This window comes from Candidatus Thiodiazotropha sp. AKIB8 (genome assembly GCF_058244675.1).
Map to the genome: position 1 here is coordinate 43,365 of NZ_JBSYOO010000031.1, position 13,724 is coordinate 57,088.

At 47.9% G+C, this 13,724-nt stretch carries 9 protein-coding genes; all 9 read right to left on the bottom strand.

Annotated elements, in window-relative coordinates:
• Nucleotides 1–3 precede the first annotated feature (3 nt).
• Nucleotides 4–639 (bottom strand): transglycosylase SLT domain-containing protein, encoded by a 636-nt coding sequence (locus AC4IFB_RS09055; RefSeq protein WP_490776055.1) that lies wholly within the window; start codon nt 637–639, stop codon nt 4–6.
• Between the two features lie 96 nt (nt 640–735).
• Nucleotides 736–1,224 carry a YchJ family protein gene (locus AC4IFB_RS09060; protein WP_490776054.1) on the bottom strand — a complete coding sequence of 163 codons (489 nt, stop codon included), beginning with the start codon at nt 1,222–1,224 and terminating at the stop codon, nt 736–738.
• A gap of 381 nt (nt 1,225–1,605) precedes the next feature.
• Nucleotides 1,606–5,544: an ATP-dependent RNA helicase HrpA gene (gene hrpA, locus AC4IFB_RS09065; protein ID WP_490779993.1), complete on the bottom strand. Its 3,939-nt coding sequence runs from the start codon at nt 5,542–5,544 to the stop codon at nt 1,606–1,608.
• Nucleotides 5,545–5,644: 100 nt separating this feature from the next.
• Nucleotides 5,645–7,045: an NAD(P)(+) transhydrogenase (Re/Si-specific) subunit beta gene (locus AC4IFB_RS09070; RefSeq protein ID WP_490776052.1), complete on the bottom strand. Its 1,401-nt coding sequence runs from the start codon at nt 7,043–7,045 to the stop codon at nt 5,645–5,647.
• 11 nt (nt 7,046–7,056) lie between these two features.
• The gene (locus AC4IFB_RS09075; protein ID WP_490776051.1) at nt 7,057–7,344 is read right to left on the bottom strand and encodes a proton-translocating transhydrogenase family protein; all 288 of its coding nucleotides are present in this window, start codon (nt 7,342–7,344) and stop codon (nt 7,057–7,059) included.
• A 62-nt stretch (nt 7,345–7,406) separates the two neighbouring features.
• Complete coding sequence (locus tag AC4IFB_RS09080; protein ID WP_490779994.1) at nt 7,407–8,501, bottom strand: Re/Si-specific NAD(P)(+) transhydrogenase subunit alpha; 1,095 nt, start codon at nt 8,499–8,501, stop codon at nt 7,407–7,409.
• Nucleotides 8,502–9,021: 520 nt separating this feature from the next.
• Nucleotides 9,022–9,999 carry an XrtA-associated tyrosine autokinase gene (locus AC4IFB_RS09085; protein ID WP_490779995.1) on the bottom strand — a complete coding sequence of 326 codons (978 nt, stop codon included), beginning with the start codon at nt 9,997–9,999 and terminating at the stop codon, nt 9,022–9,024.
• A gap of 54 nt (nt 10,000–10,053) precedes the next feature.
• Nucleotides 10,054–10,701, bottom strand: a complete 648-nt coding sequence (locus AC4IFB_RS09090; RefSeq protein WP_490776048.1) for an XrtA/PEP-CTERM system exopolysaccharide export protein — start codon at nt 10,699–10,701, stop codon at nt 10,054–10,056.
• A gap of 183 nt (nt 10,702–10,884) precedes the next feature.
• Nucleotides 10,885–13,662: an XrtA/PEP-CTERM system TPR-repeat protein PrsT gene (prsT, locus tag AC4IFB_RS09095; RefSeq protein ID WP_490779996.1), complete on the bottom strand. Its 2,778-nt coding sequence runs from the start codon at nt 13,660–13,662 to the stop codon at nt 10,885–10,887.
• Nucleotides 13,663–13,724 lie beyond the last annotated feature (62 nt).

The window sequence follows — 13,724 nt, forward strand, 5'->3', positions numbered from 1 at the left end:
GGTTCAGTTCAACATTGCCAGGCGATTTCGTTCAAACTCATTCAACACTTTTTTCACATAGTTTTGTGTTTCAGGATAAGGGGGGATTTTCTTCCCATACTTGATGACTGCGTTTTCACCCGCATTATAGGCAGCAAGCGCCAGCTTGATGTCAAACTCAAACATTTTCAGCAGATCCTTTAGATACTCTGCGCCACCCCGCAAATTTTGCTCAGGGTCATAAGAGTTCGCCACACCATATCTTTTTGCCGTGGCAGGCATCAATTGCATCAGCCCTTGTGCACCTTTTCTTGAGACTGCCTTAGGATCATATGCAGATTCCACTCGCACAACGGCATGCAGCAAGCCCGGGTGTAGATGCAGCCGTTTCGCTATATCATCTATGAAGGGTGTGACTTTAGCTTTGTTTTCACGCAATTTTGCCAGACTGTAACGACTGTTCCGGCTTTTTTTCTTGCCACTGCGCCATACCAGCCGATAATTGCCTTTCATCGGTTTGTCAGTGAAGTGAGTGCTGCCGTTCGGCCCCTTGTATTTGTAAATCTCAGCCTCTACCGAGAGTGGCATGAGGAATACCAGCCCCGCCAGGAACAGTATTCCCACAGCTCCCCTTGCAGTTTTGAAATTTATTTCAGACACAGCCCATCTCTTAGATCAACTATTAAGAGTGGTGTCGGCTTGCAGGCTTTAAACTTGAAATTCAAGATTCTCCAGATCCTCTTACATCAGCACTATTCAAGCACCACAGCACTTTTTGAATTTTTTACCACTACCACAGGGACATGGCTCGTTTCTTCCGACTTTAGGCTGTTTTCGAACCTCTGTCTTTGGCGATACCAACTCGCCGTCAACAAAATACCATTTACCGTCCACTCTGGTGAAATGGCTAATTTCGTGGTGGGGTCGAATCGTTCCCCGCTCCTTGTAGGTTGCTATAAACTCGACGCTCCCCTCTTCGTCATCAGCAGTGCCTTTATCTGTCTCAACCACCTCTAACTTCAACCACTCTGAATTTTCAGCCCAGCGGCGGGTAGCATTTATATCATGATCATGACGATGATCGGGATGAAGAGAGTGATGCAGAAATTCAGGGTTATTGATTACAAATGCACAGTAGCGTGCACGCATCAGTGTTTCTGCGGTAGCTGCTTGCGTATTGCCTTTCAGAATTGGTTCACAGCAGGTCTCAAACTCATTGCCTGACCCGCAATAACATTCTGCCATCTTTCTCTCCCAACTTGTTCAGAGGTTCCATAGGGGTAAGTTGGGGGAAACAATACCATGAGGTCAGCACAGCACCAAGATACGGCACCATCTGATTGAATAATTTTGCTGGAGATCACGCGCCTTGGTAAGCAAGGCCAGGCATTTGATAAAAATGGGCATTGTTAGCCCAACCTATTGTTTTTATTAGTAACAGTAAAAAAAGGCGGGTGCTGAACCCACCTTTATGCCTCTTTCATCGAGGCGATACTGTCAGGCGGAACGAGCCCATCTTGAAATCCCCTGTTCTCACTTTACCGGTTTAGAGAACTTCTAGGTTTCGCTCCTACGGGATTAATTATACTTGATGAATATGAAGATTTTATGACGCTTACTGACTATTCAAAGACCCAGCTCCCGTGCCCGTCTCTCCAGACGCTTTATCGAAATGGGGTATTTTGTACCCAATTCCTGAGCAAAAAGTGAAATTCTCAGCTCCTCCAACCCCCAACGTATCTCTTCGATTCTTTCATCGGCTCGCCCCTCTTTTCTGCACAATTCATCCCACTGCTGCCACTTCAGCTGTAGACCAGCCATCTCCTGCATCCTCTGTTGATCCCTGACAGCAGAATGAGCCAACTTTTCAGCTCGTTTTAGCACCCCATTCAGGTATCGGGGATACTCCTGAAGCTGCGTTTCAGGGACTGATTGCAAGAACCCCTTATAGAGCAGTCGATCCAGATGGCTCTGCATATCCAGGACCGACTTCATCCAATTTATCTGGCTGATGGAATTCACCGCTTTATGTGCCTGATTATAGGCTTCCAATATATTCAGCAGTTGCTTGCACATCTCATTGGAGATGGTCATCAATGCCCCTTTGCATGAGGTGCAGCGGGATTCAAAACTGGCCGCGTCCCTAATTTCGGACTGACCATCCAGAAAGGTCTTGTCGAAGACCTTATTGACCAGTTCATTCTCAATATTTTTAGCCTGTAAGTTACCGATACCTTCAGGCGCAGCGGGAACCTTGGCGTACATCAGTCGTATGCGATCCAAATTCAACAGATTCTTACGTAGATAGCGCGTCTCCTTAGGCAGCTTGAGCATCAGCAGACGTCTCACACCGGCTTTATGTGCCGCCTGTGCATTGAACTCAGAATCGAGTAGTTGAATGGCGACACTATCACCTTCGTCTATCAGAGATGGATAGCCTTGCAGTCGAATCCCCCCCTGCTCCACCGCCAACTGCTTGGGTAGTGGTTCAAAATCCCAGGATTTCAATCCATTGCGTTCCAGTTCCGGTGAACTGAGCTGGCGGTGCTCAGCCCTTTTCTGGGTCGCATGTTGTCTCTTCAAGCTGGATAGATTGCGGCTTGACTCCAACTGTTTACCTGATTGATCGACAACCTTCAGGCGCATTTGCAGATGCAGCGGTAGATCGTTCTGATTCCAGGCATCCTCTGGAATATGTACACCACTTAGCTGCTTCAGCCTCTCCCCCAAAACCTGTACTAGTGGACGATCGCTGGGCTTAACGCCTGACAGGCAAGCATCAGCAAAGTCGGGTACCGGTACAAAAGAGCGGCGTATTGACTTAGGCAGCCCTCTGATCAGCATAATGACACGCTCTCGCAACATGCCGGGGACAAGCCATTGCAGGCGGGCATCGCTGACCTGGTTGAGCACATCCTGAGGTACGACCAGGGTCACACCATCGGCATTGGTACCTGGTTCAAATTGATACTCCAATGGTAGCCGCATACCATTTAAATCGAGCTTCTCAGGGAACAGATCACTCGAAACCCGTTGCGACTCATCACGCATCAGATCTGCTTCTCTAAGATAGAGCAACTTCGGTTTGTCCTTTGACTGTTTACGCAACCATTTCTCGAAGGCAGGCGTGGTGGATATACCCTCAGCGATCCGTTCCTCATAAAAGCTGTAGATACGCTCCTCATCCACCAAAATATCCCGTCGCCTCGATTTCGCCTCGAGTTCATGTATTTCAGCAATCAACTCCTGATTGTGTCTCCAGAAAGGGGCTCGGGTATGGAAATCCCCATCTACCAGAGCAGAACGGATAAAGACTTCCCTGGCGACGACCGGGTCAATGGGACTGAAATTTATCTTTCGTCTGGGGGTCAGTGTAATGCCGAAAAGGGTTACCTTCTCATAACCGGCAACTTGTCCCCGCTTCTTCTCCCAATGGGGCTCTGAATAGCTTCGTTTCAGCAGATGACCTGCAGATTTTTCTATCCATTCAGGCTGAACCTGCGCAATGGTTCTGGCATAGAGTTTTGTTGTTTCCACTAACTCTGCCGCGATAATCCATTTTGGCTGCTTCTTGAAGAGACCTGAGCCTGGGTAGATAAAAAAACGGCTGTTTCGAGCCCCCATGTAGTCATGAGACTTACTTTTAAATCCAATATGGCTCAGCAGACCACTGAGCAACGCCATATGAATCTCTTCATAGCCCGCCTCTGCAGTCGCCTCTCGATAACCCATCTCATGCATCTGGCCACGTAACTGGGCATGGATATCATGCCACTCCTGTAGACGATTCCAGGAGAGAAAGTGCTGTTTGCACCAGCTATGAAACTTCCTTTTGGAGAGGTGTTTGCGTTGCTCTTCAACCTCTTTCCAGAGGGACAGATAGCCCATAAAATCAGACTGCTCATGGCGATGCTTTGCATGAGCTTCATCTGCCTGCTGCTGCTTCTCAAGCGGACGCTCCCTGGGATCCTGAACGCTCAATGCCGCTGCAATCACCAATACTTCTGACAGGCAGTGATGATGAGCCGCTTCAAGCAACATCCTGCCAATGCGTGGATCAACCGGCAGACGTGAAAGATGTCGTCCCAATCGGGTAACCCGGCGATCACCATCTACAGCACCGATCTCCTCCAATACCCGATAGCCATCTTTGATCAAGCGGTCGTCTGGAGGATCGATAAAGGGAAAATCACTGATATCCCCCAGTCCAAGCAGTTTCATCTGCAGGATGACTGAGGCTAGATTGGTTCGCTGGATTTCTGCTTCTGTAAACAGTGGGCGTTGAGTGAAATCCTCCTCGGTATAGAGTCGGATGCAGATACCGGCAGCGACACGTCCACAGCGTCCTTTCCGTTGATCAGCTGAGGCCTGAGAGACTCGCTCTATGGGTAGTCGCTGCACCTTGCTGCGATGGCTGTAGCGGCTGATACGGGCAAAGCCGGTATCAATCACATAACGGATACCGGGAACTGTCAGTGATGTCTCTGCCACATTGGTGGCCAGGACGATCCTGCGACTGGAATGAGGCTTAAAAACCCTCCCCTGCTCCTGAGCGCTCAATCTTGCATAAAGTGGCACCAGTTCAGTTGCTTTCAATTTATGTTTGCGCAGGTTTTCTGCAGTCTCGCGTATCTCCCGCTCACCACTCAGGAAAACCAGTATGTCTCCATGGGAGACAAGGGAGAGCTCATCCACGGCATCGACAATCGCCTGCTGCATCGGATCATCGCGTTCATTTTCCGGCTCATCCTCTTGTGTACGATAACGCACCTCTACTGGATAGGTGCGCCCCGACACCTCGATGATAGGTGCCTGATCGAAGTGATCGGCAAAACGCTGAGGATCAATCGTTGCTGAGGTAACGATCAGTTTCAGGTCAGGTCTCTTAGGCAGTAGCTGCTTCAGATAGCCCAGCATAAAATCGATATTCAGGCTTCGCTCATGGGCTTCATCAATGATCAGAGTATCATATTGGTTAAGATAGGGATCTTGCTGTATTTCTGCCAGCAGGATGCCGTCAGTCATCAACTTGATATGCGTCAGTGGGCCTACATGGTCGCTGAAGCGGATTTTATATCCTGCATGCTCTCCCGTTTTAGAGTCCAGTTCTGCGGCGACCCTGGCTGCCAGAGCACGTGCTGCCATACGTCGTGGTTGGGTATGACCGATAAATCCGGACACGCCTCTTCCAAGACTCAGGCAGATTTTTGGTAGCTGCGTCGATTTGCCTGATCCAGTCTCACCACAAAGAATTACCACCTGATTTTCTGAAATCAATCTCTTGATCTCATCCAAGCGCTGACTGACCGGCAGCTCAGAAGGAAACGAGGGTCGTGGGATAAGTGCCTGACGCTTTTCAAGTCTCTGCTGGGAGGCCTTGATCTGCTGTGTGAGATCGAGCATCGCCTTAGAGTAGTTGGCATCCTTTTCAGCGCGCTTTTTCAAACCCCGCAGGCGTCGCCTGAATCGATGACGATCTGCCATCATACAGTGCTCCAGCTCCTTGAAATCGGGGAGAGAATCCAGCTTCAGGATCGACTCTTTATCTGATGTTTCTCGCTGCACGCTTAACCTGGATCCATCATCCTGTTTCCGAAGATTGACCTTCCAAAACGAAAAAAACGGGCCGAAGCCCGTTGTTTCGCGCCCTTGGCCCAATAATAACTCAGTGGCCACCACCTTTGAGTGCCGAAACCATACCCTCTATTGTATCCTTGGCGTCACCAAAAATCAGCGAGGTATTATCCTGATAGAAGAGTAGATTATCCACACCTGAATAACCGGGACTCATTGAGCGTTTGAGGAAGTAGACCTGACGAGACTTGGATGCATCCAGAATCGGCATACCGTAAATCGGACTGGATGAGTCGGACTTGGCTGCCGGATTTACCACATCGTTGGCACCAACCACCAGGGTCACATCCGAAGTGGGAAATTCGGGATTAACCTCATCCATCTCCAAAACATGGTCATAAGGGATATCAGCCTCAGCCAAGAGTACATTCATGTGTCCAGGCATACGGCCGGCCACTGGGTGAATTGCGAATTTAACATCTACATCACGCTTTTCAAGCAACTCCATCATCTCTTTCAAGGCATGTTGCGCTTGGGCTACAGCCATACCGTAACCGGGGACAATAATCACTTTACCAGCATCCTCCATCCAATAGATGGCATCATCCACAGAAGCAGACTTGACCCCTTTTTGCGCCGCTTGCCCAACGGCACTGGTCTCACCCCCGCCATCGCTGCCGAAGCCACCAAACACTACATTGATGATTGAACGGTTCATGGCCCTGCACATGATGAAAGAGAGAATAGCACCAGAGAAGCCCACCAAAGCACCGACTATGATCAGCAGCAGATTACCCAGGGTGAAACCGGTCGCAGCCGCCGCCCATCCTGAGTAGCTGTTCAGCATGGAGATTATAACCGGCATATCCGCGCCACCTATCGGGATAATCAAAGTAAATCCGAGCACAAATGCCAACAGGGTCATCAACACAAGGGAGGTCATACTTTCGGTCATGCCAAAATGGACGCCGAGTAAGACAGTGGCAACAGCAAGTGCTGCGTTCAGCATATGCTGTCCCTTGAACTTGACTGGAGCACCACTCACTAACCCTTGTAACTTTGCAAAAGCCACTACTGACCCTGAGAAGGTAATGGCACCAATGATAATGCCAGCAGATAACTCACCCATCATCACCGGATTGAGGGTACCTGCCAGGTCATGGTTAAGGTAGGTGCCGATGGCTACCAATACTGCAGCCATACCGACAAAACTGTGTAGTGCAGCAACGAGTTGAGGCATTGCGGTCATCTCAACCCGCGAAGCGAGTACGGTACCTATCAACGCTCCTGCAACCACACCTGCAACAATAAAACCGTATGACTGAACCTCACTGCCAAGCAGCGTGGCAACTATGGCAATGGCCATACCTGCCATACCGAGATAGTTGCCGCGTCTCGCCGAGGCAGGATGTGTGAGGCCTTTCAAAGCCAGGATAAAGAGTATCGCTGAGATGAGGTACGCGATCGATTGGGTATTTGCTGAAATCTCCATTGTTCAGGTTCTCACTTATCTTTTTTCTTGAACATGGCAAGCATGCGATTTGTTACTAAGAATCCGCCGAAGACATTTATCGAGGCCAACAACACTGCGATAAAGCCGAAGATTTCAGCCGCAGTGCCAACCGACTCGAGACCGGTGACGAGTAATGCACCAACGATGATAATTCCAGAAATCGCATTGGTCAGTGCCACCAATGGCGTATGGAGTGAAGGCGTTACCCCCCAAATCACATAATACCCAATGAAGCAGGATAGAACGAAAACATACAGTGCAACTAGTGTGTCAGGCATAGGATCACTCTTTATCGTTTATTTATTTGAAGTGTGCGTTTTGAACAACCTGTGACACGTCATCATTCAGGTTTAAGACGCATTGCCGATGTGATCTCGTCCTCTTCAAGGTTTTTCAAGACCAGACCATCATCGGTTTTTTCCACCATGATATCCAAAAGGTTCATAATATTGCCTCCATAGAAGGCACTGGAATCCGAGGGCACCATCGAGGGATAGTTGGTATGACCTACCAGGGTTACGCCATGTTTTACGACGACTTTATCAGCCTCGGTCAGTGGACAGTTACCCCCGTTTGCCGCTGCTAAATCTACGACTACTGAACCCTCACGCATATTCTTGATCACCTCCTCGGTAATCAATGTCGGTGCTGGTCGACATGGGATTAATGCAGTAGTGATAATGACATGGGCTTTGCTCAGCTCGTCGGCCAATGCCTGCTGCTGCTTTGCCTTGGCTTCGTCAGATAGCTCTTTCGCGTAGCCACCCTCACCCGATCCGCTCTCACCAACATCCAGCTCGATAGCCTTGGCCCCGAGTGACTCGATCTGCTCCTTTGTTTCTGGTCGAATATCGTAGGCCAGAACATCAGCTCCCAGGCGTCTGCCTGTGGCAATTGCCTGTAATCCGGCAACACCAGCACCAAGCACAACCAACCTTGCTGGTTTGGCAGAACCTGCAGAGGTCATCATCAATGGTAGAAATCGACCATAATGAGCCGCTGCCTCAATGACCGCGCGATAACCGGAAATATTACTCTGGGATGAAAGCGCATCCATAGCCTGAGCCCTTGAGATGCGCGGTACCCGTTCCATGGCAAGAAACACAACATCTTTGTCGAGGACCTGCTTGAGAGTCTCATCCTGTTCACAGGATTCGATGTGAGATATCAGGATTGCACCTTTTGGGAGTTCAGCCACTTCAGCAGCAGAGGGCTTGCGCACTCTTATCAGGATATCTGCCTTAAGTGCTTCGGATGCAGAAACAATCTGGGCGCCAGATTGCTGATATTGTTGATCGGAAAAGTGGGCATTCTCACCAGCACCGGATGTAACATCTATTTGAAAGCCCTTAGCGATCAATTTTTTTGCCACATCGGGGGAGAGCGCAACCCGGTTCTCACCCACCACGGATTCTTTTAACAGGCCTATTTTCATCTTTTTTTACTCAGCCAAATTTATGTCAATTGAATTCATCAGATTCAGATTGCGAAGCATTATCCAGCCAAAACAGGCTATTCACAAGAGCATATGATTGCTGCCAGTTAACACACCACTGGGTGTAGAAGATAGCATAGCCTGGAAACATTAAGATTAATTAATCTATTTATTACAATAGGTTAAGCAACAATAATCAATTCAGACCTGTGCCGTACAACAACCAAATGGGTGTAAAAAAGCAACTATATGGATAGAGATAAATTTCTTGTTTTTGGGATTATTTTCACAAACTAAGAGTTTAAATAATCAAACGATTCGTTAAAAAAAACTGCCAGCCTTGGATAAAACAGCAAAACTTTATCGATAAGAACAAGAATCGAGAGTTTGTTTCTGCAATCTTTAGAGGGTAAAAACCCTTAAATCAACTTTTCATGGAAAGCGTTATCAGACACTGAAAATGGAAACTGTAAGATCCTCGAAAGAAAGAGTAATTCCTGAAGCTTCACAAATTGCCTGATTAATAGTATGTGCCGTAATAATTTTCGCCTTTACCCTCTCGGCTTTTGTTCAACACCAGTCCTATGGCCTTCTCTTCATCGAGCCGTGACAGTGAATCTTTGATCGCTTCCACTGGCGTTTGTCCCGCTTCCACAACCAACAGAATCTGACCCATATGTTGATTTATAACAGCTGCTTCACTGGTTGCCAGAATCGGAGGGGAATCAAAGATAATAATCCTGTCTTTATATCGACTGGACAACTCATCCAGCAGTCGCTCCATCTCAGTACTGGCAAGGAGTTCTGTCGATTTTTCCGAACGAGTACCTGCTGCAATCAACTTTAATCTCGGTATTTGGGTCTGAATGATGACATCACCCACATGACACTGCTTATCACTCAGCAGATCGATCAGACCCTTTTCATTTTCGATGCCGAGTAGCCGACTCATTGAGTACTTCAGTACATCCCCATCAATCAACAGTACGGTGGAATCTAATTCTGTTGCAATACTCAGGGCAAGATTGAAGGCGGTAAAGGTTTTACCTTCCGAAGGCAAAGAGCTTGAAATTGAGACCAGATTGCTGTGGGCTAAAGGGGCAGCTCCCTTACCCAAAGCATTTCTGATTATCGGTCGTTTGATGATCCGATACTCCTCTGACAACTGCTTGTTGCCGGCATGAGGCACTATGTGACCAATTTTTGAGAGGGCTTCATAGTCGAGGCGTACCCGCTTCGATTCCTGCTCAGGATCTGACTTTTCTCTCTCTTTAGGTCTCTTTTTCTCTTCTGGTAATTGTGTTTCAGAGACTGTCTTGGTTGCCACCACTTCGGTTGCAGCCATCTCAGAAGTTACAACCGCTTCGGGCGCTGCCATCTCAGCAGTAACCTTCCCCTCTTCTACAGACTGTTGGGACTCTGCATCAGGCGAAGCTGCTTTTTTACTCTCTGTCTTCGATTTAGCGAGACGCTCAATCGCTTTTTCTATGCTGCTCATTTAAACCATTTCCAATTTCGATGGCACTGTCTGAATATAGTCGGAACCGGTTGATCAGAACCAGGTTTCCGGAATGATCAGCACGTCTCCAGGTATCATTTTCACGTTAGCAGAAATATCACCGTCACGAATCAGGTCATCCAATCTGACACGATACTGAGAGGTTTTTCCATTGATCTTACGAACAATTGTGGCGCTGTTGCCGGATGCAAATTCAGTCAACCCACCGACCTCGATAATTACATCCAACAGGGTCATTCCTTCACGAAATGGGATGGACTGGGGTTGAGAAGCCTGTCCAACAACACGAACCTGCTCTGTGTAGCGTCCAACAAACTGTCTAACACTAACTGTAACTTTAGGGTTTTTTACAAACTTTGATAGTCGGCTTTCGAGATTTCTTGCCAGCTGGGTAGGTGTTTTACCACTCGCCTGCAGATCCTCCACCAAAGGTGTCGTGATGAGACCGTCAGGACGAACAACCACATCTGTGGTCAGTTCCTGGTCTCCCCAGACAAAAACATTCAATGTGTCCCCTGGACCGATCAAATATAGCGGTGAAGAGGGTGAATTGCCATCCTGACCCCCAGTTCCTCCGGAGTTGGCTGCATTCATTTCTGGCGTGCCGGAACAGGCAGTCACCAGAAGTAAACAGAATGGAATTATAAATTTTTTAATTTTCATATAACGTATTGATAACATAACACTTTCCTGTCATATAATGATATCAAGAACAGATCCTGATGTAGTGTCTCACACTAATGCGCGATTACTGAGGCCCACACAGACCCCTGGATGCCCCGATGGAAATGCCTTTGGGATGCACAGGCACAACGCAGGATTGGGGCTGTCAGGCCTACCTCCAGGCGAGACACTAAACTAGTTCTAACCATTTGCGGATGATAACTCACTTAACAGCTGTTTGGCTTCATTGGATTCTTGAAATTGCTGATTATTTTCAAAAACAGACTCAAGAATCTCGCGAGCTTCCCCCTTTTGCCCCACTTCCGCCAGCATCACTGCATAGTGGTAAAGTATGGATGGATCGGAAGTTCTGTTCAAAATTGGCCTTATCAAATTAAGGGCCGCCTTAGTATCCCCAGTCTGGTGCTTAAGCCAGGCGTAGGTATCAGTAACTGCCAGGGATGAATCACCAACACGTTCAAACGCCCTGCGCGCTAAATTCAGTGCCCTTTCAGGTTTAGAGTCAAATATCAGCAGCGCTGCATTGTTCAGCGCCACAATATTCTCGGGTTCTACCGATAATAGCTCATCGTAGAGTTTTACAGCATTCTCAACCTTTCCATTGGACTGGTAGATCATTGCCAGCGCCAATTTCGCTTGATTATCTCCACCTGGTTTTGTCTCGATTCTGCGTGTCAGTAGTGCAGTTGCCGAGTTGATATCACCATTCATGGCGTAGAGATCGGCCAGTTTTCTATAGAGAACAAAGGGCGCCTCTGGAGATAGATGTTTTTTCAGCTGGGATATAGCAGTCTGGGGTCTGCCTCTGGCCTGGGCCACTCCGGAGAGCAGTATGATTCCCGTGTATTTAGTCTCTGGCTTGTTACTCAGTGCCTTGGCTACAGATTCTGCTTTATCGAAGCGCTTGTCTCCGAGGGCAATCTTGAAATGCAGCAATTGACCCTTCTGCGACAAGGGCCTGGCCTTGTCGAGGGTTGACTGTGCAGACTTATAGTCTCCACGTTTACTCTGCAGATCTGCCAACTGCAGATAAGCATCCCGATTGTCAGGATTGATTGTGATCATTCTTTCAATCAGTGATTCTGCCTGCTCGTGGTTACCCATCTGTTGATCCATTTCAGCTATCAACGAGAGTATGGCCGGATTCTCACTCTGTCGCAGGGCCGGATCATCCAGATACTTAGCGGCCTTTTCTGCCTGTTTTGTTCGCAAATAGTAGCGAGCGATGATAATCCGAGGCAGCGTACTATTTCTTGATGATTGAGCCGCTCTGTCGAGCCATTTCAAGGCTTCGTTCTGTTGTCCGGAGCGTTCACTTATCTGCGCTAACAGTAGCATTGCATGTGTGTTGTAAGGATCCGTCGCCAACACAAGATTGAGATGCTCACTGCCTTCACTCAATCGGCCATCCTCAAGATCCATTCTGCCAAGGGCAACAAGCGCCGGTGTGTAGGCAGCATCTGACTCCTCTGCCTTATTCAGATTACTCCGCGCTTCACGTCGATTGCCTGACAGTAGCTCGATCACTGCCCGCAGATAGAAATCCGTGGCGGTCAGCGCCATGCCGCCAGCGAAGACCTGGTCTGACTGCTTTCTGGCAGATTCAATATCCTGTTTCTTCAGATATGAGAGGATCAGCAGGTTACTGCTGTTACCCTGCTGTGAACTCTCCAGCTGCTCTAACTCTGCAATGGCGTCATCTACCGCACCTTGGCTCAGGTAGAGCTTTGCCAGCTCTTCACGAATACGCGTATTCTCCGGATGGGATTTAACCGCTTCTTTCAGATACTCAACCCCCTGCAGATAATCACCAGACTGACTCGCTGCAGAGCCAATCATGGAGAGCAGTTCATAATCTCTTTGCTGTTCACCAGAAGATTTGAGAATCTTAAGCGCTTCCTTTGGCTTGTTCAGTCTGAGTTTGATCTCCCCCAGCAACTTTCTCGCCTGCAGGTGTGTTGGCACCTGGTTTACATAGCGCGATAACAGCACATTCGCCTGCTCCAGGTTGTTTTCCGAAAAATGGGTTGCCCCCAGCAGTAGTACGGTCGGCAGATGACTGGGTAAGGCAGTATGAACCTCTGTCAGTTCAGTTTTAGCAGCATCATATTTTTTGTCGATATAGTTGTGTAGTCCTGATAAATAACCGACGATCGGATTGCTCTTATAGCCTCTCTTCAGCTCTTCCAGATAGAGCTTGCTCTCATCGAATTTAGATTTCTGAACCAGTAATTGAATCAACGAAACCTTTGTCAGAAACTGCTCCTGCTTTGAGTCTTCCGGTTGAGCCAGTGCGATTGCCCGTTTCAAAGACTCTATCGCCTGATCGAACTCCTGCAGCTTCGACTGTATCCCCCCCAAGGCTCGCCACACTTGATGATTTTCAGCATCCAGAGCAATGGCCTTGTTGAGAAATTCAATTGCCTGTTCGTCATTATTCCGCATGCTCGCTGCTTTAGCCCGAACGACAAGGGCATCAACATTGTTTTGTTCAATTTGCAATAATTCCTGAGCCAACTCATCTGCCTTTTCTGGCTGACGAACATGGATATATGAATTTGCGACTTTGCTGTTTTGGGTTTTCTTATCCAGATCGGAAAAATAACCTTTCTCAAATCTTTCAACTATATTCTGATGTTTTGCCTGCAGCTCCCAGGCAGTGATGATGATCTGTTTGGCCTCAACACTTACTTCCTGAGAAACAGTGATACTATTGATCTCCTTTTCTGCAGAGCTACCATCACCCAGTGCTAAATAACTTTTTGCCAGCAGAATTCTCGCAGCCTGGTAGTCAGAATTTGCTTGCAATAAATTTTTGAGTTCGATAATTGCTTTTGAATATTCTTTATTCGAATAACTTGCCGATGCATCCTGAAATCGGCTCTCTTCACTGACACCACCGGAACAGCCTGACAACAGCAAAATAACTGTAATCAATATCGAGAGAAGACTTTTCATCGATCCATTCCCATACCTAACCATGTATTTCATTAAATCTAATTGCATCCTAAACATTTTCT

Coding starts and splice junctions, on each gene's coding strand:
- AC4IFB_RS09060 (WP_490776054.1), bottom strand. CDS start 1,224: ATGGCAGAATGTTATTGCGGGTCAGGCAATGAGTTTGAGACCTGCTGT.
- AC4IFB_RS09070 (WP_490776052.1), bottom strand. CDS start 7,045: ATGGAGATTTCAGCAAATACCCAATCGATCGCGTACCTCATCTCAGCG.
- AC4IFB_RS09075 (WP_490776051.1), bottom strand. CDS start 7,344: ATGCCTGACACACTAGTTGCACTGTATGTTTTCGTTCTATCCTGCTTC.
- AC4IFB_RS09080 (WP_490779994.1), bottom strand. CDS start 8,501: ATGAAAATAGGCCTGTTAAAAGAATCCGTGGTGGGTGAGAACCGGGTT.
- AC4IFB_RS09085 (WP_490779995.1), bottom strand. CDS start 9,999: ATGAGCAGCATAGAAAAAGCGATTGAGCGTCTCGCTAAATCGAAGACA.
- AC4IFB_RS09090 (WP_490776048.1), bottom strand. CDS start 10,701: ATGTTATCAATACGTTATATGAAAATTAAAAAATTTATAATTCCATTC.
- prsT (WP_490779996.1), bottom strand. CDS start 13,662: ATGAAAAGTCTTCTCTCGATATTGATTACAGTTATTTTGCTGTTGTCA.